The following is a 22,908-nucleotide window of genomic DNA, read 5'->3' as shown; positions in this document are numbered from 1 at the left end:
TTACACACAATGAACGTATCATTTATACTCATATTTTTATTATTCGGTGCTGTGGCAACTTATTTTGCTGGAGATAAACTGGCAAAAACGGTAGCTTTATTTTTCAGTTTAGCGTCAGTTGTTGGATCAATATTTATATTAAATCAATACAATCACGGAATCAATTCTGATTTTATTGCCAATTGGATTTCAAATCCGAACTTATACATTGCTTTAAAAGTTGATGGATTGTCATTAGCGATGTTGCTTCTAACGACAGTTTTAACATCTATAATTATATTTTCTTCTTTCGGAAATCAATACAAAAACAGCAAAAGCTTCTATGCTTTAGTATTGTTTATGTCATTTGCCATGGTGGGAACATTTCTTAGCGCCGATGCATTTTTGTATTATATTTTCTGGGAATTGTCATTAATCCCAATTTATTTTATTGCGCTTGTTTGGGGTAATGGCGATGCTGAAGAACGTAAAAAAGCGGTAATCAAATTCTTCATCTATACTTTAGCAGGTTCATTGTTTATGTTAGTTGCTTTTATCTATTTGTTCCAAAAAGTTGGAAGCTTAATGATTGGTGATTTATATACTATTCTTCTGACTCAAAATGAGCAATTTTGGATATTCTTAGCGATGTTTTTGGCGTATGCTATCAAAATTCCAATCATACCTTTCCATACTTGGCAAGCAAATGTGTATCAAAAGTCACCAACAGTTGGTACGATGTTGCTTTCAGGAATTATGCTGAAAATGGGATTATATAGTGTCATTCGTTGGCAATTACCAATAGCTCCTTTCGCAGCAAAAACATATATGACAATTCTTATTGCATTGAGTGTTGCTGGAGTAGTTTATGGTTCGACAGTAGCTTTGAAACAAAAAAATATTAAAAAATTATTAGCTTATTCATCTCTTGCTCACGTTGGATTAATTGCCGCTGGAGCTTATACTTTGACTTTAGATGGTTTGCGTGGTGCGGTTTTACAAATGATTGCGCACGGATTTGTAGTTGTTGGTCTTTTCTTTGCTGCCGAAGTAATAGAAAGACGTTTCAAGACACAAGAAATCTCTGAAATGGGCGGAATTAGAATTCAAGACAATAAGTTTACTTCGATGTTTATGATTATTATGTTGGCTTCGGTTGCATTACCAGGAACATTCAATTTTGTTGGAGAATTTACTTTGTTATATAGTTTATACAGTGCTAACATTTGGTTTGCAATTATTGCAGGAACAACGATTATATTAGGTGCAGTTTATATGCTAAAAATGTTTCAACATGTGATGTTGGGCGAAGCTAATGCAAAAGTATTTCAATCGATAACGACAAATGAAACTATCGTTTTTGTAGTAATAATTGTTGTTTTGTTATTTTTTGGATTGTTTCCAAAGCCAATTACAGATTTAATTACACCAGCATTGCAAGAAATTGTTGCCAAAATAAATATGCAACTTAATAGTTAGGAATTTGACTTTGTCAAAAAACCAAAATATAAAAAATACAAATGAATACATTAATAGCGATATCAGGATTAGGAATATTATCACTTCTTGCGGAGATTTTTAATGCAAGAAAAGCCATTGTTCCCGTTACAATTATTGGACTTTTAGCCATTTTAGGTTTTAATATATCTACTTATAATCATTTAGGGGCATATTATAATAACATGATGATTACCGATAAATTTTCGGTAGCTTTTTCGAGTTTATTTATTGTAATTACAATTTTTTTAGTGGCGTTAAGTCATGAATTTTATAAGGATCAAAAAACTAAAATTTCCGATTATGTAGGAATAAAAGTCTTTTTATTAGCAGGGACTGTAGCTATGGTTTCTTTCGGAAATTTATCTATGTTCTTTTTAGGAATCGAAGTTTTGTCTATTTCTCTATACATTCTAGCAGCAAGCAATCGATTGAATTTGAAAAGTAACGAAGCAGGAATGAAATATTTCCTTATGGGTTCATTCGCTTCAGGAATTATACTTTTCGGAATCTGTTTGATATATGGTGCAACAGGAAGTTTCGATTTGAATACGATTCTGCTTGTCATAAGCACACAAGCTTATCCACAATGGTATTTTATAGGAATTATATTTTTGCTAATAGGAATGTTGTTTAAAATCGCAACGGTTCCTTTCCATTTTTGGGCACCAGATGTTTACGAAGGCTCGCCAGCGCTAACTACTGCAACTATGAGTAGTTTGGCAAAAATCGTGGCAATGGCAACATTATACAAATTAGTAATGGCACTTTTGCCAGTTCAAATGTATTCTTTCCAGCTCATTATTGTTTGTGTGGCAATTGCATCGATGGTTTTAGGAAATATTATGGCATTACGTCAGAATAATGTAAAACGTATGTTTGCTTTTTCAGGAATATCACATGCAGGTTTTATGGTTTCGACACTATTGTTGATGAGTAATGCTGCAAATACCTTATTATATTATGCTTCAGCTTATGCAGTGGCAGGAGTTGCATTTTTTGCAGTGGTAATGTATGTGACTAAAGACAAAGAAAACGAAACCATTGATAGTTTTAATGGTTTTGGAAAATCACATCCATTATTAGCGGGAATATTAACAGCTTCATTATTATCTATGGCAGGAATTCCTATCTTATCTGGTTTCTTTGCTAAATTTTTCTTGCTAAATCAATTGGTGCATACAGGTTGGTTGGTTTTGGTAATTGTAGCCATTATAAGTTCTATTATAAGTGTGGGTTATTATTTTAAAATAATCCTTGCGATGTACACAAAAGACAGCGAACATACTTTACCAAAGGTTCCTGTAATGTATCAAATCGTTGCCGTTGTAGCTTTGATATTAAATATTGCTTTGGGATTATTTCCTAATGTAGTTTTGAACTTGTTGGGATAAGTTACCAATTATCTTTTAATGAAATTTATTTAAAAAAATGAAAAAATCAATTCTGTTATTTTTTTTAATTTTTTCTCCCTTTGTATCTGCGCAAAGATTTGATATTCTTTCCGGGGATTTAAAAAACCTAAAAGATATTTCAGAATACAAAGTTACATTTGATTATTCAAATTTAGTCGTAAACGGATTTGACTCCGAAGAAGCTTATTTGAAAGACAAAATGGGCAAGAGAGATCATATAGAAGGGAAAGCAGAAAAATTTAAAGAAAATTGGTACTCTGATAGAGAAAATAAATATGAACCAAAATTCATAAATTATTTTAATAATAAATTTGAAAATAAAGAAGTAAAAGTTGCTAAAAATATTGATGCTAAGTACACCATGAATGTAAAAACAACATGGATTTATCCAGGCTATGTCTTGGGTAAAGTTGAACCGGCAAAACTTAGTGCAATAATTACTGTTTTTGAAACTGAAAATCCTAAGAATGTTTTAGTCAAAATCAAATTCGAGAAATTAATAGGATTAGCTTACGAACTTAATTCCGATCAAGGTTATCGAATTGCTGGAGCTTATGAGAAACTAGCAAAAAACTTTACAATACAGTTAAAAAGATTTTTATAGAAAAAAACTTTTTTTTTTAGAAAACCTCTTTTCTTATAATTCTTTTATCATTATTTATCATATAACCATGTTTTTTTTACAAATGAATTAGTTTCAGATAAGTAAAATATGACTATTTTCAAAAAATCAATTAAAAAATTTAATCCCAACTTGCTTGTATCATAAATAGTTGTATATTTGCAGTCTTAAAAAATTAACTAAACATCATTGTTATGTACGCAATCGTAGAGATAGCAGGGCAACAATTTAAAGTAAGCAAAGACTTAAAGGTTTATGTTCACCGTTTATCTAATGAAGAAGGATCAAAAATTTCTTTTGACAAAGTTCTTTTATTAGATGACAATGGCACAATCACTTTAGGCGCCCCAGCTATAGAAGGTGCTTCTGTTGAAGCAAAAGTGTTACAACACTTAAAAGGAGATAAAGTAATCGTTTTCAAAAAGAAAAGAAGAAAAGGTTACAAGAAAAGAAACGGTCACAGACAGTATCTTACTCAAATTTTAGTGGAAGGCATTACTGCAACAGGTGCTAAGAAAGCTGCTCCAAAAGCTGAAAAAGCTGTGGAAGTAAAAGCTGAAAAAATCGCTGAAGTAAAAGCTCCAAAAGCTTCTAAAAAAGGTGACGATTTAAAAATTATTGAAGGTATTGGACCAAAAGCTGCTGAAGTATTAGTTGCTGCTGGAATTGATACATTTGCTAAATTAGCTAAAGCTAAAGTAGAAAAAATCAATGAAATTTTAGATGGTGCTGAAGCTAAAGTGCAACATTTAGATCCAACTACTTGGGCGCAACAAGCACAACTTGCTGCAGATGGTAAAATGGACGAATTAAAAAAATTACAAGATGAATTAAACGGTGGTAAAGCTGTTTAATTAATTATTAACTTATAAAACCAAAACGTCATGGCTCACAAGAAAGGTGTCGGTAGTTCGAAAAATGGTAGAGAATCAGAATCAAAACGCTTAGGTGTTAAGATTTATGGTGGTCAAGCTGCAATAGCTGGAAATATCATTGTTAGACAAAGAGGTTCTAAACACAATCCAGGAGAAAACGTTTACATGGGTAAAGATCATACTTTACATGCAAGAGTTGACGGATTAGTGAAATTTCAGAAAAAAGGTGAAAACAAATCTTACGTTTCTGTAGTTGCTTTTGAAGCTTAGTCTAAACTAACTTATAGTTTACAAAACGTCCAATTATATTGGGCGTTTTTTTATTTAAAAACAAATCACAAAGTAATACTTAAGCCGTAATTTGTCATAATTCGTCTTTATTTAATACCTTTGAATACAATATATTTTCTATGAGCAAAATAAGAATTACCAAGCAATTTAGTTTCGAAACCGGTCACGCCTTATATGGTTATGACGGAAAATGTAAAAATGTGCACGGACATAGTTACAAGCTTTCGGTAACGGTTATAGGGACACCTATTTCCGATAGAAACAATGTAAAATTCGGAATGGTAATCGATTTTTCTGATTTAAAAAAAATAGTGCGAGAAGATATTGTAGATGTTTTTGATCACGCTACTGTTTTCAACGAAACTACGCCGCACATAGAATTAGCGCAAGAACTTAAATCTCGTGGTCATGAAGTAATTCTAGTAGATTATCAACCCACGAGCGAGAATATGGTAATCGATTTTGCTGAAAAAATAAAACGCAGACTACCAGAATCTATAAAACTACATTCTTTACGATTACAAGAAACCGAAACTTCATTTGCAGAATGGTTTGCAGAAGATAATGCATAAAAAAATCGCCTTTAATTAAAGGCGATTTTTGTTTTTATAAATATCAGTTTCTAGATATTATTTGTATGCTTTTTTCAAAAGAAGTCCAGCTAATGATTTTCCTGTTTTAGCAAATCCTTCTCCAATTCTAGATTCATTACTAAAATTGTTTCCGTATTGGTCTCCAGGTGCATTTTCGCTAGAAATTTCTAACAAAACATTCGATTTATTTGCTGTTTCCACAAATCTTAAATTTGTCGTAACTTTTGCCGGTTGCTTCATAACCATAGCATCCCATCCTGGAAAAATCCAAGCAGCTTCAACAATTAATGTGTATTTTGCAGACGTTAATCCTTCTTGAAAAGAAACTTCTTTTTTCTTTTTAGCCAATACAATATTTACTAATTCTAAAAATTTTGGCTGCCAAATAGACTCTTTAGCTCCACTCCATTTCTTTTTCCAAATATCTCCAACACCTTTGGTCTTATCGTTAAGTTCTTTAGAGCGCTCAGCAATATATTCTGCTTCCGTTTTCTTTTCTTTCAATAAAGTCAACTTACTGTAATCAAACTCGATGTTAATGTCTTTCTGACCAGCTAGAAAAGCGAAATCTCCTTTTACAACTTCCATTTTTTGAGCCGTCATCATCGACGAAACTAATAATACTGCTAGCACTAATACTTTTTTCATTTTTTTGTTTTTTTTGTTAACTCAACAAATCTACAATAAAAAATTAAAACCTTCAAAATCATTTTTCTTTTAAAAATCACGGCTTTGATGCTGACTAACTTTGCGTTATCTTTGTAGACTAAACACGAAAGTGTTCTAGAAAATTTGATACAGAAGATGGCATGCGGAGCATTACATGTTCCAAAAAAGCAATAAAGAATACACATGAAACATATTAGAAATTTTTGCATTATTGCACACATTGACCACGGAAAAAGCACCTTGGCAGACCGTTTATTAGGCGCAACACAAACCGTAACTGCCCGCGAAGAAAAAGCACAATTGCTTGACAACATGGACTTGGAGCGCGAACGTGGTATTACCATAAAAAGTCACGCCATACAAATGGAATATACATATCAAGGACAAGAATATATCTTGAATTTGATAGACACGCCGGGTCACGTAGATTTCTCTTACGAAGTTTCTCGTTCTATTGCTGCTTGCGAAGGCGCATTGCTAATTGTAGACGCGGCACAAAGTATTCAAGCACAAACTATTTCGAATTTATATTTGGCACTCGAAAATGACTTAGAAATTATTCCAGTTTTAAATAAAGTCGATTTACCAAGTGCTAATCCAGAAGAAGTTTCAGACGATATTATCGATTTATTGGGTTGTAAACTAGAAGATATTATTCATGCTTCAGGAAAAACTGGTTTTGGTGTCGAAAACATTTTGGCAGCCATTATCGAGAAAATTCCACATCCAAAAGGAAATGTAGACGAACCATTACAAGCTTTAATTTTCGATTCACATTACAATCCGTTTCGTGGTATCGAAGTTATTTTTCGCGTAAAAAACGGTCAAATAAAGAAAGGTCAGAAAATAAAATTTATGGCCACTGGCAACGAATATTTTGCTGATGAAATTGGTACATTAAAACTGAATCAAGTCCCTAAAAATGTTATTTCTGCTGGAGATGTAGGTTATTTAATTTCTGGAATAAAAGAAGCGAAAGAAGTAAAAGTTGGTGATACACTAACCGATGCTAAAACACCTACAACCAATATGATTATTGGTTTTGAAGATGTAAAACCAATGGTTTTTGCGGGAATTTATCCTGTTGATACGGATGATTATGAAGAACTGCGCAACTCGATGGAAAAATTGCAACTAAACGATGCGTCGCTAGTTTTTGCGGCAGAAAGTTCGGCAGCATTAGGCTTTGGTTTCCGTTGCGGATTTTTAGGAATGTTGCACATGGAAATTATCCAGGAACGTTTAGAGCGTGAGTTCAATATGACTGTAATTACTACAGTTCCCAACGTTTCGTACTTGGCTTACACCAAAAAAGAACCTGAAGTTGGCATGATTGTAAACAATCCTACCGATTTACCTGAACCGTCAAAACTAGACCGAGTTGAAGAACCTTATATAAAAGCTACTATCATTACCAAAGCCGATTTCGTAGGAAATGTAATGGGTTTGTGTATCGAAAAACGTGGTGTAATTACCAATCAAACATATCTAACGACTGAAAGAGTCGAATTAAATTTCGATATGCCATTGGCAGAAATTGTATTCGATTTTTATGACCGATTAAAAACAGTTTCTAAAGGTTATGCTTCTTTCGACTACTCTCCTATTGGAATGAGAACTTCTAAATTAGTGAAGCTAGATGTATTGTTAAACGCTACTTCGGTAGATGCTTTATCGGCATTAATTCACGAGAGCAATGCCTATCACATTGGTAAAAAAATGTGCGAAAAACTAAAAGAATTAATTCCACGTCAGCAATTTGACATCCCGATTCAAGCGGCAATTGGAGCCAAAATTATTGCTCGTGAAACGATAAAAGCCTTAAGAAAAGACGTTACAGCTAAATGTTACGGTGGCGATATTTCTCGTAAACGTAAATTGTTAGAAAAACAGAAAAAAGGTAAAAAGAGAATGCGTTTAGTAGGAAATGTAGAAATTCCGCAAGAAGCATTTATGGCCGTTTTGAAACTGAATGACTAGGAAAGGCACTTAGGAACAAAGGTTCTGAGGTTCTAAGGAAAACCCATTAAAATAATAAAACTCGATTGCGAAAGTGATTGGGTTTTTTGTTCCCACAATATTGTCATACTGACGAACTAGATTGAATACACACGCCATTGGAATGACAAGTTTGATAAAAAACTTTGTACCTTTGCACCTCAAAACTTTGTACCTCAAAAAAAATGATTGAAGATAAAACTCCACAAAGAACAAGTATAGCACAATTAGGGGAATTTGGTTTGATAGACCATTTGACTAATCAATTTGAAATCACACAGCCATCAACCTTAAAGGGAATTGGCGATGATGCTGCTGTTTTAGATTTTGCAGCCAAAAAAATAGTCGTTTCGACCGATTTATTAATTGAAGGTGTACATTTCGATTTGGCTTATATGCCACTCAAACATTTGGGTTACAAAGCGGTCGTGGTTAATATTTCTGACATTTGTGCGATGAATGCTCGAGCGACTCAAATTACAGTTTCGATAGCAGTTTCTAATCGTTTTCCGCTAGAAGCTTTAGAAGAATTATTTGCAGGAATAAATCTAGCTGCGCATGAATATAAAGTTGACGTTATTGGTGGTGATACGACCTCATCACAAAAAGGATTAATCATTTCGATTACTGCTTTGGGCGAAGCCGATGAAGATGAAATTGTGTACCGAAATGGCGCTAAAGAAACCGATTTATTAGTGGTAACTGGCGATATTGGTGCAGCTTATATGGGATTACAGGTTCTGGAACGTGAAAAACAAGTATTTAATGTTAACCCAAATTCGCAACCCGATTTAGATGCTTATACGTATCTTATCGAACGTCAACTAAAACCTGAAGCTCGTAAAGATGTTCGTACTTTATTACATGCTTTGGAAATAAAACCAACTTCGATGATTGATATTTCTGACGGATTATCATCGGAAATTATGCATTTGTGCAAACAAAGTAAGGTAGGTTGTAATTTATACGAAGACAAATTGCCCATAGATCCTCAATTTATTTCTGTTTGTGAAGAATTTAATATTGATTCGACAACGGTAGCCATCAATGGTGGCGAAGATTACGAATTGCTATTTACCATTGCAATGGAAGATTTCGAAAAAATAAAAGGCAACCCTAATTTCACAATTATTGGTCACATGACCCAAGAAAGTGAAGGAATTCATTTAGTAACTCGTGCCAATACAAAAATTGCTTTAAAAGCTAGAGGCTGGGACGCTTTGGAAGAATAAAAAACAATAAAGCCCAAATTTTAATTAAATTTGGGCTTTATTTTGTGAGATTTGGGAATAATTAATACCCCAATTTTACTCTTACACGTTGCAAAACACCATTCGCAACATTAGCTGCTTTTTGAGCGCCTACTTTCAATATTTCTTCTAATTCTGGAAGATTATTCATATAATAATTATACTTTTCTCTTTCGGTCGAAAATTTTTCGGTAATCAATTCGAATAAGGCTTGTTTGGCATGACCGTAACCATAATCTCGATTTACATTTTTATAATTTTCAATCATTTTCTCTATTTGAGATTCATTGGCTAATAATTTATACAAAGCAAAAATCTTACACGTTTCTGGGTTTTTAGGCTCTTCAAGTGGCGTGCTATCAGTTTCTATACTCATAACTTGTTTGCGAAGCGCTTTGTCATCAAGAAAAATATTTATAATATTATTTCGAGATTTACTCATTTTCTGGCCATCGATTCCAGGAATAAGCATTGTGTCGTCTTGAATTTTCGAGTCTGGCAAAACGAATGTTTCTCCCATCTGATGGTTAAACCTTGAAGCTACATCACGAGTGATTTCAACATGTTGCAACTGGTCTTTTCCTACAGGAACAACATTTGCATCATACAGTAAAATATCGGCAGCCATAAGCATTGGATAAGTAAATAATCCCGCATTTACATCTTCTAATCTATCCGCTTTATCCTTAAAAGAATGTGCTAATGTTAGCCTTTGAAACGGAAAAAAACAACTCAAATACCACGATAATTCGGCAGTTTGTGGTACATCTGACTGGCGATAAAAAACAACTTTATCACTATCTAATCCACAAGCAAGCCAAGCCGAAGCGGTGCTGTATGTGTTTTCTCTTAATATTTTTCCGTCTTTTATTTGAGTAATCGAATGCAAATCGGCAATGAAAAGAAATGATTCGTTTTCGGGTTTAGCTGACAATTCTATCGCTGGGATAATTGCGCCTAATAAATTTCCTAAATGTGGTGTTCCCGTACTTTGTACTCCTGTAAGTATTCTTGCCATTTTGTTTTGGTTTGCCACATTGGTTAATAAAGAGTTTGTATAAATCTCATTAATACTGTGGTTATTTTTTAATTTTCATACAAAGTTAATTCTTTTATCAAATTTATAAAGCAATTCCTTATTTTTGACGCTATGAGATTATTTAAAATTATTTTTTGGGCTTTGTGGCGTGTTTGGTTTTATGTCCTAATGGCTGTTCCTATTATCGTTATGTTTCCTTTGCTATTTGTATCAATACTAAAAGAAACTTGGTATCCTTACTTTTTTAGAATCGCAAGAATTTGGGCAAAAATCATTTTGTTTGGCATGGGATTTTATTACAAAATCGAGAAAGAACAAGAGATTGATTCTAAAAAAAGCTACATGTTTATTGCCAATCACACATCGATGACAGACATTATGCTGATGCTCGTTACAGTAAAAAATCCGTTTGTATTTGTAGGAAAAAAAGAATTGGTAAAAATTCCTTTGTTTGGATTTTTTTACAAACGCACTTGTATTCTAGTTGATAGAGACAATCCTAAAAGTAGAAATGAAGTTTTTACTCGTGCCCAAAAACGAATTGATCAAGGATTGAGTATTTGTATTTTCCCCGAAGGAAAAGTACCAGATGACGAATCGATTGTTTTAGATGAGTTTAAAGATGGCGCTTTTAGATTGGCGATAGAACATCATTTACCCATTGTTCCGTTGGTTTTTCCTGACAACAAAAAAAGATATTCTTATACTTTTTTTAGCGGAAGTCCTGGCAAAATGAGAGTTAAGATATTGCATTTTATAGAAACCGCAGACAAAACTTTAGATAACAGAAAAACCATAAAAGCCGAAGCTAGACATCTTATTTATGATGAACTTATGGTTTTTGAGTCTTTAAAATAAAAAATCTTTGTGCTTTTTTGTATGAGTTCTAATATGAATTACGGTACAACTGGAATTTCTATTTCTTCGAAAACATCAGCACCACTAGCATCTGTTCCTTTCCAAAGTTTAAAAACATAACTGGCTTCCGTTGTAGGTATAAATTTTAAAATTTCCGTAATTGGATTTACCGTTGCTGGCTCACAATTATTTTGTTCTATAACGCTGTTTTTTATTGCAATTATTCTAACGTTTGAGTTTTTTTCATAATAAAATCCTTCAAAAATATGACATGTACTAGGTCGAATATAATTGAAAGGTAGCTCGTAAAGACTGTCTTTTTTTAATTCGACAGGAAGAACCGCACTATCTATAGGTCGTAATTCAAAACTAAACTTATTCCCTTCATCTTTGCTACAGCCAATAATGCTAAGGGCAACTATAATTAATAATGCTAAATTTTTCATGGTAGGTTTATTTTATGAATACTTATAACACATTTATATTCTAAAGATACAAAAAATGTAAATCACGTTGCGTCTGAAAATAAAAAAACCCAAAATTTCTTTTGGGCTTCTTTTCTTATTGATTAGATTCTTTGATAAAATCTTTTATTTTTACTTCAAGTTCGTCTGCTAATTCCGGATTATCTTTTATTAATCCTTTTACAGCATCACGCCCTTGCCCTAGTTTTGTATCACCGTAACTAAACCAAGATCCTGCTTTTTTGATGATTTCGAATTCAACCGCAAGGTCAAGAATTTCGCCTGTTTTAGAAACACCTTCTCCGTACATAATATCGAATTCGGCAGTTTTAAAAGGCGGTGCTACTTTATTTTTTACCACTTTTACTTTGGTTCTGTTTCCTAATACATTATCGCCATCTTTTATTTGTGTCGAACGACGGATATCTAAACGAACCGAAGCATAAAATTTTAATGCATTTCCTCCTGTTGTTGTTTCAGGATTTCCGAACATAACACCAATTTTTTCACGCAATTGATTGATGAAAAATACGGTACATTTTGTTTTGCTGATTGTTCCCGTTAGTTTTCTTAAGGCTTGCGACATCAAACGAGCGTGAAGACCCATTTTAGAATCTCCCATTTCACCTTCAATTTCGCTTTTTGGTGTAAGAGCAGCAACCGAGTCAATCACGACAATATCTATCGCGCCTGAACGAATTAAATTTTCAGCAATTTCCAAAGCTTGCTCTCCGTTATCTGGTTGCGAAATGATTAAATTTTCAATATCTACACCTAATTTTTCAGCATAACTTCTATCGAAAGCATGTTCCGCATCGATAAAAGCGGCGATTCCTCCTGCTTTTTGAGCTTCGGCAATAGCGTGTAAAGTTAAGGTCGTTTTTCCTGAAGATTCTGGCCCGTAAATCTCGATTACACGCCCGCGTGGGTAACCACCAACTCCTAATGCTAAGTCTAATCCTAATGATCCTGAAGAAATTGTTTCTACTTCTTCTACGGCTTTATCACCCATTTTCATTACGGTTCCTTTACCGTAAGTCTTGTCTAATTTATCTAATGTAAGCTGTAATGCTTTTAATTTGGCTTCTTTTTCTGAACTCATTTTGTCTGTGATTATTTTTAGTAAAAATAGTTGTTTTCTTTGAGATGTTGATTATAAGTTTTCAACAAAAAAGAAAATCCCGCTTCATCCATTTTGAAGCGGGATTTTCTTATGTTAAAACTTTAAACGAATCTAGAATATTATTTTCTTAGTTTCTGTTTGACCGTTTTCTAAAACAATTTTTACAATTAATGCTTGGTTGTTTTCTATAATTGAATTCACAACCGATTGATTTGTATTTACATTGTTTTTAGTAATTAATATTTGTCCTAAAACATTATAAATTGTATAATTTTTGATACTTTCTAGACTAGAATTTATTTTAATTTCGTGGTTTGAAGCAAAAACAGTAATTACATTCTCGGTCAAATTAAGATCCGCATTATTTGCAGTTTTATTGGTATAACGTAACACGAAACGATTGTTTGTTGTTCCTTTGTTTGCTGTAAATTGATATGGAGCATCGGTAATATCATTCATTGTTTTTAGTAATTTATCTTCAAGATATACTTTCTGACCTTCCAGAAACAACCCATCTAAATGATCTATCCCTATCGATAACTCTCCCGAAATATTTGTCATAAAACCTATTGAGACCTCATCAACATCAGAAAAAGGCAATGCTCTAGCTTGTATTGCATAAGCATCATTTTTTAGCAAACTATATATTGCAAACTCATTGTTTCCGAAATACAAGCCATCAAAACCAGAATTATAGCCATTAGTCGCTGTTTCTATATAACCAATTAATGCTTGACTAAAGTTTGAATTATTATTGGTTAAATTTAGCCATATTCTATGTTTTTCTAATGTTTTTTCTGATTTTTCAGTATTAGAATTTTTATAAAAATTAGTGTTGTTTGTACCTATTCTCATATTATTTCTAAAACTCACATTTCCATTACTAACTTGGTTTATAAAAATTCCTTGACCTGCGGCAATGTATTGTGTTGGCGCCGTTGTGTTTCCCGTACCAGTTGAAACCGCTGTTCCTCCAGAGAGATTATAGGTTGCATAATCCGCTTGGGAATAATTATTCCCTGTCAAACTATGATTGTGTGTCCAAAAATACAAAGTTCCAGAAATGGTTTGATTAATAGTTCCTGTACCAACAATATTTGCGTTTATAAATGCATTTGCATCTAATGTTGATGGATACGGATTCCCAAGCAACCTATTAGAAATAGGCGGACCTAATGACACGTTAATATCAACATCTCCATTATTGGGTACGCCAACAAATTGATGTGGCAAAACGGTAGGCACACTAGGACTAGTGGATTGTGGCACCCATATTGCATAACCCAAACCTTTTACAAAGACATCAGCGCTAGGATTTGCACTTAGCCAACTATTATGGTACGTAAAAAATCTATTTATAGAAGTGTTTGGCGAAAAACTTAACAGTGTTTGAGTCCCCGAAGTAGGCGAAGACCAAAAAGTATAATCAAATTTGACTACAGGAGTTGAATTCCTATTATAAATAATATCTCCTGTATTTGTGGTATTGTTAACTTGAACCAAACTTGCCGTATTATTGAAGGTTAGCGTTCCTCCTGCTACATTCAACTCATTTATTAAATTTAACGTGTGACCTGCATTAAAAACTACACTTCCACTATTCACAGTACAGCTACATCCTGAAAGATTACCGGTTGAAGAATAATTACCGCTAAAAATTAAACTTGACGCAGGTGTGGGAGGTATACTCCATGAAGATCCGTTCCAAGTCGAAATGGGATTGACTGCTGCCGTGATCGAAACTCTTGGTGTAGTAAATTCGCTGGGTGGGTAATATGCTTCCGCATAATAAATAGTCGTAGCTGAAATTACTGGAGTCGTATAAGTATTTGAATTAGAAAGAAGAAGGTTTCCTCCAGTAGGAGCATCATACCAACTTACTTCTGCATCTTTTGATGGAACTGGATTAGCAGTTAAAACAAAACTCCCTGAACCACAAATTGCTGTAGGTGAAGCTGTAGGTCTAACAATATTATAACCCCCTTGAGTTAATAACTCTAAGAAACTATAGTCTGCTCCAGCATTTCCATTACAACTAGCAATTAAAACTCCCCCGATATAAATCCTTTCAGAAGCGTTACAAGATTGTCCTGTAAGACCCGCACCAGGCTGAAAAATAATGGAAGACCCGGCATCAAGAAGCAAATAATCATTCCCTGACGAAAAATCTAATGTGGCATTATTTCTAACAATTAACTGAATAGCCCCTAGACAAGTTAAATCCAAAACAGCATTCATAGTTATTGTCGTAGGGTTTGTGCCATCGCCAATATACAAAATACCATTGCAGGAACTTAGAGGCGCAGTCCCACAGATTAAGGCGCTTGCATTTATTGTTGGAGATGTTGTTACCGAACATTGCGCATTTATTTGTTGAGAAATAAGAATAGTAAATAGGAGCGAGAATAATAGTACTTTTGATTTCATAATTTTTACTTTTTAAAAATTCAATTCATTATTGAAAAAACGGCACACAATCTATAAGGTTTAGATTGTAGTACATCTGTTTTTGAAAAAGCAGAACATTATGTGGTATTTAATATAAATGTTAATTATTTGCTATTTATATATCGTAAATATAATAATTAAAGTTTGTACTCTAATTTATTTGTTAATATTTTGAATAACATTTCGATATACTGCAAAAAAAAACCGCTCAAAAGTATTGAGCGGTTTTTTTTCAAACTAAATGATTTATATTTTAAATTAAAATAGAACTTTCTTAATAACTGTCTGTCCGTTTTCTAATATAACTTTTACAACCAATGTTTGGTTACTTTTCATTATAGAACTTACTGCAGATTGGTTTGCGTTTACATTATTTTTACTAGCTAATATTTGACCTAAAACATTATAAACCGTATAATCTTTAATGTTTTCTAAACTAGAATTTATTCTTATTTCATTGTTTGAACCAAAAATAGATACGCCGTTTCCTACCAAAACATAATCGTTATTACTTAGAGCCTGGTTAGTATAACGTAGCACAAAACGATCGTTTGTAACGCCTTGAGTTGCCGTAAACTGATAAGGCGAATCTGTAAGATCATTAATAGTATTTAACAATTTGTCTTCTATATAAATTTTTTGTGTTCTATCAGCAAACAATCCATCAACCGTCGCAATAGCAATGGAGTAAGTTCCGTTTGCAGGGATTTTTATTCCCATTGGCACTCTATCATTTACATCAAATGGCAAACTTCTTCCTTGAATAATATATGGATTATTATTAATTATAGAATAGAAATTTTGACTTGGTTTATAATCTGTAAATGCATCGAACGTATTGTCTAATCCTTGAGTTGCTTCTTCTACATATCCTACTAATGTCCTTGTAGTTTCTGTTGGTGATACTAAATCGACCCAAATGCGGTGTTTCTCGACAGTATTAGTATTGGTTGCATTTGCCAATTTCCAAAACTGATTGTTAGCAAATGTTTTACTTCTCATACTATTATTGAAAGTCACTGTCGATGTAGTTGCTCCACCAGGAACCATCAAAACCATAAACCCTTGTCCTGATCCTACTTTATAATCTCCAGGACCGCTTGACAAACCAGTTCTGTTATAAGTATTATAATCGTTTACATAATAATTAGAAACAAAGTTTTGATAGAAAGGATCTACAATATTTGTTGGCAATTGTGCATGTGTCCAAATTTTTACAAATCCTTCTAATTGCGGATTAGCATCTAAAAAACCTCCTGTACTTACTACATCTAATGCCGAAGGGTAAGGATTTCCTAGTAAATTCCAGTTATCATCAGTTGCGGTTCTCATAATTCCTTGTGTTCCTGTTCCTGAATAATCGTTTCCTCTGGCTATTGTCACTGTCGAATAAATACCATTGTGCGGAACTCCTGTAAAAGAAGTAGTCACGCTTGCCGGAGTTGAAGCATTAGTTCCTGTCGCTGCTCGTACAATATATCCCGAACCGGCTGACATTGCTCCTGAATAATTTAGCCAAGTTCCTTCACCTCCATTTGCATTTGCATTTGTTGGCACCCAACGCCACATATAATTTATTGGTGTTCCGCTAAATTTTGTAGATAATGTTTGTCCAGTTACTGGCGCTGACCAATATACATAATCTTGCAAACGGACATCTGTAGTTCGGCTATAGGTAATATTTCCATTATTAACACCCGTATTACTAATTTGAACTAATGATCCATCGTCTTGAACATTTAAAGTTCCGTTAACCGTCAAATTATTTTGAATGTTAATATAATGATTAGCCGTTACCGTAGTCGTAAATGTCGCATTAACAATTAAGCTACAGGTATCAATATCTCCATGAGCAGTTGTATCATAAGTTCCGTTGATAATAGCAGACTTTGCTAGAGTTGGAGTTCCATTACTCCATGAAGTTCCGTTCCATATTGTAGCGCCAGTGTTTACTTTTACGGCAACTGTAGCCACATAACACGTCGCACTATTTTCTCTAACTTGACAATAGTACTGATAACCTTCTAAGGTTGCTACCGAAGAAATATTTAATGTATTAGTTGTAACACCAGAATACAATCCTCCATTACTTAAAGCTGTCCAGTTACTTGTATTTAGAGCAACTTCATACCATTGGTAAGCCAACACATTACCACCCACAAAACCTTCGGTTGCTGTAACGTTCATAGTTGCTGAAGTAGAAGTACATGTTAGCGCTAAAGTAGGTTGCGCCGTAATTGTTGGAGTTGACGAAATCGCCACATACGTTGCAATATTAGAATAATCATCGCTGCAACTATCCCAATCCGTTATAGTCCAATCTGAACTTAAAAAAGTAGTTGATGGAGCCGAAACAGTGTTTTTTCGTTCAAAATCGTACCCTTTATCACCCAATCCTAAATCTGTAATCCAAAATCTTGTATCATCGTCAAATCCCCAAAGATCAATTACTGTACCTCCTTTAACCAATTTTACCGAATCATTATTATTAATACCTGAATGTGCTCCTGTTTGATTGGCCAAACTACCATCTGCACCCGTCACACTGCACCCGGCGCCAACAGTAGTAGCAAAAATAAATTTATTTCCTGATGCCAAAGTTCCTGTTAAAGGCAAATCAACATCTTGCCCTGGGTTTCCATCGCCAAGAGTTGTATTGTAATTTGTAATACGAACTGCATAATTTAAAGCAGCCATATCAATAGTACCAGCTGTACCATTATAAATCTCAACATAAGTCAAAGATCCCGAAGACGCATCGGTTACTTCCGAAATAAACAAATCAGTAATTAACGAACTTCCTTGACAAGAAGTTTTAATCTGGTCTATCACTGTAAAAGAAATAGCTGCAGGACAAGGCTGACTATCTGTTATAATTAAATTTCCTGTTGTAGCTCCCGTTGGAACAATTACAACCAGTTGTGTTGCTGAACTTGATACAACAGTAGCAGTTGTACCGTTAAAAGAAGCTGTAGCTCCAGTTAAATTTCCACTAGAAACAGTAATCGTTACTTGAGTCCCTACTGGTCCTGAAGCTGGCATTACTGAAACTATTGTTGCAGATGTGCACGCAGTAGCCACAATGGTTTGTGTATTTCCTAAAGCAATTCCATTTTTAATTCCTGAAGGGTTTATAACAGCTGTTAAATTACTATTAGGTGATAAATCAACTTTTATATTTCGCCCAATGATCGCAGTAGGAGATATATCGGCAACTAATAAATACTTTCTTTCGATTAAAATCCCTGTTTGACCACTTAAAGTAAAAGTCATGCTATTGTTTAAAGCGATTCCAGCTCCAGAAACTGAAACTTCACCACCATCAATAGCGCCGTTACCATTTATGTCATAAAAAATTCTAAAATTAGAAATATCTGTTGCTGCCACTGTCGAAGCAGCTGCTTTTGTTAATGTGATAGCAGAAATATCATAGCTTGTAGCACATGCTGGTGTGGTTGTAATTCCCATAATCACCGCATTTGCCGTTCCGGTATTAATGTTACCAGTTGCTGGACTTCCTACATTACTTATATTTAATGAACTACCAGCAGTAACCTGAGCTGTAAAAGCTGATGTTTCCGCAGTAGCATTAAATGCCAAAACTCTCAAATAATAAGTAGTTCCAGCAGTTAGTGCCATGCTTATAGTTTCTGTGGTTGAAGTCCCATTCGAAGTATCTAAATAGGTTGCAGATGACGGACAACTACCTGAAAACAATTCGATATCAATATCACCCGTAAATCCTGCTACGGTAATAGCGTGCGTACTCGAACATGTAGCTGTAAATTTATACCAACGGTCAGTTTTGTTGTTAAATGGTGATGCCGTTCTTGTAGCACCAGTCATATTTCCAGAAATGGCTGGCGCATTAACTGTTATATCTGTAGCATTAGTACAAAGGTCATTATTTATAACAGTGGCAGCTGTAGCAGTAATGTCAAAATTATAGAGCGCTTCGCTAGTATCGTTGCTGTTAATGTTTAGCGTATTGGTAAACGTTCCTCCAATAGCACTGTTAAAAGTAACCGTGAAATTTATTGAACCTCCTGCTGTAATAGTAGCAGAAGCTGGTTGCGTGATTGTGAATTCCTGTGGAGCCGAAACATCAGTTAGTGTAATTGGCAAACTTAACACCAAATCAGTAGTTCCTAAGTTTTTGATTGTAAAGGTTTTTACAATATTAGTACTTAGTGTTGTCGTACCAAAACTAGTATTATCTGACGCAATTGGAGTTGTATCGCCATCAGGAATTGAAACTGTATTCCCTTGAACATCTATTTCTGGACCAACAATAACAGGACCACAGATAACGTTTACATCATCAAAAGCTAAATTTCCTGCACTTTTAGTATAGGTAAATCTAAATTTTTGAAGATTTATAGGTAATTGTGGTATTGAAGATGCATTATATGTTTTTGTTATTCCTGTAGTTGGTATAGAACTGGTTATATTATCAATAATTACCCAACTTACTCCGTCGTAACCTTCAATTAAAAGTGCAGAAGTCGCATTAGTTCCATTTCCTCTAAGCCAGAAACTTAATTCTGTTGCATTTGTAACAGTTGGTGTTTCAACAATATCGTTGGTATTGTCTAATTGTAAAGAAGGAGACGAAGCTCCAAAATTTCCAGCTGAAGTATAAGTTCCTCCAATATTTGTAAAAATCCACCCGGTTGGAGCCGATGCTCCCGCGGAAAAACCTTCGCTCAAACAAGGTCCTGCTGGTGCTGTTACAAAACTCACACTAATTGTATGTGTTGCTGTTACGTTAGTAAATGTATAAGAAGTTACCGCTCCTACCGAAACACCATCTACTAAAACATCTTGTACTACATAACCACCACTAGGCGTAATTGTGTAGGTTTGGTTGCTCCCACAATTTACGTTAGTTACACCATTTGGACTTATTGAACCATTTGCGCCTGCACTTGCTGTAATCGCATTTGTTTTTATTGTATAAACTGCCGTAACAGTATGATTGGCCGTTATGTTTGTAAATGCATAAGGATTTGTATTTCCTGCATTAGCACCATCAACAACCCAATTCGTAAAATCATAACACGAAGTAGGCGTTGCTGTAAAATTTTGATTACTACCATTTGCGTATGATGCTGTTCCTGGTGAAATTGTCCCACCTGTAGCTTGAGTTACAGTAATGGTGTTACCAGATATAGGTGTCGTAGTTCCATTTAAAACAACATTAACAACATTGGTTGTCGTATCAAAACCACCTGTTCCAGCAGCAGTTGTTCCTCCATAACCATAAATTCTAAAAGTTGTTGCCGTAGTTATATTGGTAAGACCTGTAATAGTAATCGTATTTCCTGTGGTTATTGATGCTACCATTCCAACAACACTTCCAATATTAGAGACATATCCATCTACAGACGAACGAAGAGTAACACTCTGAGGACCTGCAGCAGACCTATCCCAACTAAAAACAAAAGAAGTTGGCGTAAATGAAAATCCTGCATTTGGAGTTACCACAAATTGTAAATAATCATTTCCTGTAATAGCTTCTGCTAGCGTAGAATTTGTAGAATTTCCCGTATTCCACCAAGCATTTCCTCCAAATCTATTAGCATTAGCAACCGCCATTATAGTCCCTTGAGTTAGATTAGTCGCTGAAACATTTACATCGTTAGCAACACTAGGCTCCGTTGTTTCGGTTCCTGCATTACCAAAAGTATTCCATTGTAACAATTGTGCAGAAACATTATTTGTAAAACACAAAGAGCACAACAACGAAAAAATAAGTAATTTAATTTTCATAATTAATATTTTATATTCTCCTCATTTTGACTTTCAATATGTTATAAAAAAATAAGGGAACCAAACTTACTGCAAAATTATTGAAAAAAGAAGCTTTATACGCAATTCTTTGTTATCTTATCGTTAATATTTGCCATTCGTCGATAAAACTTGGGTATTTGGAATAATTTAATAAAGTGATTTTACTTGTTAAAATTTTAAAATCAGTGATTTTCATTAGTTTTGTATTATGAATTCAAAAGTTTACTCCGTTACCGAAGCTACTCTAAAATTAGAATATTATTGTTCGTATCAGGAAAGATGCCACCAGGAAGTCGTTGCTAAACTGTATGATTTAAAGATGATTCCTCAGGCTATCGATATGATTATCGTACATCTTATAGAGCATAATTTTCTAAACGAAGAGCGTTTTGCTTGTAGTTTTGCTCGTGGAAAACACCGTATAAAATCTTGGGGGAAAATACGAATTGTAAACGAATTAAAATTTCGTAAAATATCACAATATAACATAAATACAGCGCTTAAAGAAATTACGTCCGAAGAATATTTAGAAACTTTTCATAAACTAGCTGAAAATCATTGGGAAACCATGAGAGAAGCTAACGTTATAAAAAAACGAAAGAAATTTTGTGATTTTTTGTTGCGAAAAGGTTTTGAGAGTAATTTGATTTATGAGAAGGTAAAGGAGTTGGAACTTTAGGTTTTGGGGCTAACCCTTCTAGGGTTTTAAACCCTAGAAGGGTCGAACTACAGACTCAACAACACAGAAACAGCATTTCCTCCAAAGCCAACGGCATTTACCAATACTTTTTTAATAACCCTTCTAGGGTTTTGAACCCTAGAAGGGTTGAATGGAACTCCAATAAACTGATTGTGCTGCATCATTAGAATTGCCAACTCGACACTTAACATACCAGATGCACCAAAAGTGTGTCCAATCTTCCATTTATTAGTTGTAAGCATTGGTAAGTTTTCACCACCCGAGACCAAAGGTCGAATTGACGAAGTAAATACTTTTTGAATTGCTTTATATTCTGATAAATCACCTTTTACAGTTCCTGGCGCATGCATAACAATCGCATCAATTTCGGATAAATTAGTGTTTTGCAATGCCATTTTCATCGATTTCTGGAAGCAATCTGCTTCGGTAGAAATAGAGATTCCGTGTTCTAAAATATCGGTAGCATAACCTATTCCTTCTATATAAGCAATTGCGTTTTCTCTTTCGCCAATTTCTAGACAAATCACGGCCGCTCCTTCGCCGAGAACCATACTGTTTTTGGTTTTATGTAAATCGAAAGCACGACATTTATAAGCATTTTCTTCTTTCGAATAAATTTTTAAAGCTTGCATTTGTGCGATGGTAAAAGACGTGAGTGGCGCTTCGCTTCCGCCAACGAGGAATTTATCTGCCATGTCTGCACGAAGCCAAGCAACTCCGTTTAGCAAAGCATGCAAAGCTGTAGAACAAGTAATAGAATGCGATATTTCTGGTCCAGAAGATTTCAAGTCATGAGCAATCCACGAGGAAATATTACCTAATGTTGTCGTTGGCGAGGCTAATGTTCCTGTTTTTCCGGTTTCGATAAATTCTTGGTGGTGTTTTTCGAATAATTCGGTGGCGCCACGTGAGGAACCAATATTGATTCCGAAGATGTCATTTTGTGTCCAACCAGCCTTTTTTACAGCTTGTCGTGAAGCTAAAATAGCATACAAAACCGAGTTGTCTAACGATTTGTATTTCTGATCTGATGCTTTTAGTTCTTCAACTTCCTTTTTTAATTCTTCCGAAATAGTGGCTACGGGAATGGTTTGATTCCCAATTTGTTTTTCGGAAATTAATGATGTTTCCTTTAGGTATTCTTGCCAAATTAATTCGGGTTGATTGCCTAATGGTGAAAAAGAAGAAATGGAGGTTATGGCTATTTTTTTATTCAAAACATGATTTTTTAGCCCTGATTACCTCACTTAATTTCCATTTTCATCGGAGTTCGGTGAACTTCGTTTGCAGTGGA

17 protein-coding genes are annotated in these 22,908 nt (G+C 34.3%); 10 read left to right on the top strand and 7 right to left on the bottom strand.

Going from position 1 to position 22,908, the window contains the following annotated elements:
• Window positions 1-9 precede the first annotated feature (9 nt).
• The 6 genes from BM053_RS08065 (at window position 10) to BM053_RS08040 (ending at window position 5,251) form a co-directional block, all read left to right on the top strand.
• Complete coding sequence (locus tag BM053_RS08065; RefSeq protein ID WP_091476110.1) at window positions 10-1,458, top strand: complex I subunit 4 family protein; 1,449 nt, start codon at window positions 10-12, stop codon at window positions 1,456-1,458.
• 41 nt (window positions 1,459-1,499) lie between these two features.
• Window positions 1,500-2,870: an NADH-quinone oxidoreductase subunit N gene (locus BM053_RS08060; RefSeq protein WP_091476108.1), complete on the top strand. Its 1,371-nt coding sequence runs from the start codon at window positions 1,500-1,502 to the stop codon at window positions 2,868-2,870.
• A gap of 37 nt (window positions 2,871-2,907) precedes the next feature.
• Window positions 2,908-3,495, top strand: a complete 588-nt coding sequence (locus tag BM053_RS08055; protein ID WP_091476106.1) for a hypothetical protein — start codon at window positions 2,908-2,910, stop codon at window positions 3,493-3,495.
• Window positions 3,496-3,707: 212 nt separating this feature from the next.
• A complete protein-coding gene (rplU, locus tag BM053_RS08050) occupies window positions 3,708-4,367 on the top strand; it encodes a 50S ribosomal protein L21 (protein ID WP_091476105.1) in 660 nt (219 codons plus the stop codon).
• A gap of 30 nt (window positions 4,368-4,397) precedes the next feature.
• Window positions 4,398-4,658: a 50S ribosomal protein L27 gene (gene rpmA, locus BM053_RS08045; protein ID WP_091476103.1), complete on the top strand. Its 261-nt coding sequence runs from the start codon at window positions 4,398-4,400 to the stop codon at window positions 4,656-4,658.
• Window positions 4,659-4,798: 140 nt separating this feature from the next.
• Window positions 4,799-5,251, top strand: coding sequence for a 6-pyruvoyl trahydropterin synthase family protein (locus tag BM053_RS08040; RefSeq protein WP_091476102.1), 453 nt, complete (start codon window positions 4,799-4,801; stop codon window positions 5,249-5,251).
• A gap of 57 nt (window positions 5,252-5,308) precedes the next feature.
• On the opposite strand, the gene BM053_RS08035 is transcribed toward BM053_RS08040, so the two are convergent.
• Entirely contained in the window at window positions 5,309-5,920 is a 612-nt protein-coding gene (locus tag BM053_RS08035; protein WP_091476100.1) for a hypothetical protein, read from the bottom strand.
• A gap of 204 nt (window positions 5,921-6,124) precedes the next feature.
• Between BM053_RS08035 and lepA the strand changes: the two genes are divergently transcribed.
• Complete coding sequence (gene lepA, locus BM053_RS08025) at window positions 6,125-7,921, top strand: translation elongation factor 4 (protein ID WP_091476097.1); 1,797 nt, start codon at window positions 6,125-6,127, stop codon at window positions 7,919-7,921.
• A gap of 203 nt (window positions 7,922-8,124) precedes the next feature.
• Window positions 8,125-9,171, top strand: a complete 1,047-nt coding sequence (thiL, locus tag BM053_RS08020; protein WP_091476096.1) for a thiamine-phosphate kinase — start codon at window positions 8,125-8,127, stop codon at window positions 9,169-9,171.
• Between the two features lie 61 nt (window positions 9,172-9,232).
• Here thiL and trpS read toward each other — a convergent pair whose 3' ends face one another.
• Window positions 9,233-10,207: a tryptophan--tRNA ligase gene (trpS, locus tag BM053_RS08015; RefSeq protein ID WP_091476668.1), complete on the bottom strand. Its 975-nt coding sequence runs from the start codon at window positions 10,205-10,207 to the stop codon at window positions 9,233-9,235.
• A gap of 132 nt (window positions 10,208-10,339) precedes the next feature.
• Here trpS and BM053_RS08010 point away from each other — a divergent pair, with 132 nt between their 5' ends.
• Window positions 10,340-11,086, top strand: coding sequence for a lysophospholipid acyltransferase family protein (locus BM053_RS08010; protein ID WP_091476094.1), 747 nt, complete (start codon window positions 10,340-10,342; stop codon window positions 11,084-11,086).
• 38 nt (window positions 11,087-11,124) lie between these two features.
• Here BM053_RS08010 and BM053_RS08005 read toward each other — a convergent pair whose 3' ends face one another.
• The 4 genes from BM053_RS08005 to BM053_RS07990 form a co-directional block, all read right to left on the bottom strand.
• Window positions 11,125-11,532, bottom strand: a complete 408-nt coding sequence (locus BM053_RS08005) for a hypothetical protein (protein WP_091476092.1) — start codon at window positions 11,530-11,532, stop codon at window positions 11,125-11,127.
• Window positions 11,533-11,647: 115 nt separating this feature from the next.
• Window positions 11,648-12,652: a recombinase RecA gene (gene recA, locus BM053_RS08000; protein ID WP_091476091.1), complete on the bottom strand. Its 1,005-nt coding sequence runs from the start codon at window positions 12,650-12,652 to the stop codon at window positions 11,648-11,650.
• 132 nt (window positions 12,653-12,784) lie between these two features.
• Entirely contained in the window at window positions 12,785-15,100 is a 2,316-nt protein-coding gene (locus tag BM053_RS07995) for a T9SS sorting signal type C domain-containing protein (RefSeq protein ID WP_091476089.1), read from the bottom strand.
• 279 nt (window positions 15,101-15,379) lie between these two features.
• On the bottom strand, window positions 15,380-20,893 hold the full coding sequence (locus tag BM053_RS07990; RefSeq protein WP_091476088.1) for a T9SS sorting signal type C domain-containing protein: 5,514 nt from the start codon (window positions 20,891-20,893) through the stop codon (window positions 15,380-15,382).
• Window positions 20,894-21,122: 229 nt separating this feature from the next.
• Between BM053_RS07990 and BM053_RS07985 the strand changes: the two genes are divergently transcribed.
• Window positions 21,123-21,593: a regulatory protein RecX gene (locus BM053_RS07985; protein ID WP_091476086.1), complete on the top strand. Its 471-nt coding sequence runs from the start codon at window positions 21,123-21,125 to the stop codon at window positions 21,591-21,593.
• Between the two features lie 47 nt (window positions 21,594-21,640).
• Here BM053_RS07985 and BM053_RS07980 read toward each other — a convergent pair whose 3' ends face one another.
• The gene (locus BM053_RS07980; protein ID WP_091476085.1) at window positions 21,641-22,831 is read right to left on the bottom strand and encodes a beta-ketoacyl synthase N-terminal-like domain-containing protein; all 1,191 of its coding nucleotides are present in this window, start codon (window positions 22,829-22,831) and stop codon (window positions 21,641-21,643) included.
• Between the last annotated feature and the right edge of the window lie 77 nt (window positions 22,832-22,908).

Origin of the sequence: Flavobacterium swingsii (assembly GCF_900111965.1) — a bacterium.
Taxonomy (GTDB): Bacteria; Bacteroidota; Bacteroidia; order Flavobacteriales; family Flavobacteriaceae; genus Flavobacterium; species Flavobacterium swingsii.
The sequence above is the reverse complement of the archived record's forward strand: the minus strand, read 5'-3'. Positions and strand labels throughout refer to the sequence as shown.

Bases quoted from the DNA above. Each gene is read 5' to 3' on its own strand.
- BM053_RS08065 (WP_091476110.1), top strand. From the start codon at position 10: ATGAACGTATCATTTATACTCATATTTTTATTATTCGGTGCTGTGGCA.
- BM053_RS08060 (WP_091476108.1), top strand. From the start codon at position 1,500: ATGAATACATTAATAGCGATATCAGGATTAGGAATATTATCACTTCTT.
- BM053_RS08055 (WP_091476106.1), top strand. From the start codon at position 2,908: ATGAAAAAATCAATTCTGTTATTTTTTTTAATTTTTTCTCCCTTTGTA.
- rplU (WP_091476105.1), top strand. From the start codon at position 3,708: ATGTACGCAATCGTAGAGATAGCAGGGCAACAATTTAAAGTAAGCAAA.
- rpmA (WP_091476103.1), top strand. From the start codon at position 4,398: ATGGCTCACAAGAAAGGTGTCGGTAGTTCGAAAAATGGTAGAGAATCA.
- BM053_RS08040 (WP_091476102.1), top strand. From the start codon at position 4,799: ATGAGCAAAATAAGAATTACCAAGCAATTTAGTTTCGAAACCGGTCAC.
- BM053_RS08035 (WP_091476100.1), bottom strand. From the start codon at position 5,920: ATGAAAAAAGTATTAGTGCTAGCAGTATTATTAGTTTCGTCGATGATG.
- lepA (WP_091476097.1), top strand. From the start codon at position 6,125: ATGAAACATATTAGAAATTTTTGCATTATTGCACACATTGACCACGGA.
- thiL (WP_091476096.1), top strand. From the start codon at position 8,125: ATGATTGAAGATAAAACTCCACAAAGAACAAGTATAGCACAATTAGGG.
- trpS (WP_091476668.1), bottom strand. From the start codon at position 10,207: ATGGCAAGAATACTTACAGGAGTACAAAGTACGGGAACACCACATTTA.
- BM053_RS08010 (WP_091476094.1), top strand. From the start codon at position 10,340: ATGAGATTATTTAAAATTATTTTTTGGGCTTTGTGGCGTGTTTGGTTT.
- BM053_RS08005 (WP_091476092.1), bottom strand. From the start codon at position 11,532: ATGAAAAATTTAGCATTATTAATTATAGTTGCCCTTAGCATTATTGGC.
- recA (WP_091476091.1), bottom strand. From the start codon at position 12,652: ATGAGTTCAGAAAAAGAAGCCAAATTAAAAGCATTACAGCTTACATTA.
- BM053_RS07995 (WP_091476089.1), bottom strand. From the start codon at position 15,100: ATGAAATCAAAAGTACTATTATTCTCGCTCCTATTTACTATTCTTATT.
- BM053_RS07990 (WP_091476088.1), bottom strand. From the start codon at position 20,893: ATGAAAATTAAATTACTTATTTTTTCGTTGTTGTGCTCTTTGTGTTTT.
- BM053_RS07985 (WP_091476086.1), top strand. From the start codon at position 21,123: ATGAATTCAAAAGTTTACTCCGTTACCGAAGCTACTCTAAAATTAGAA.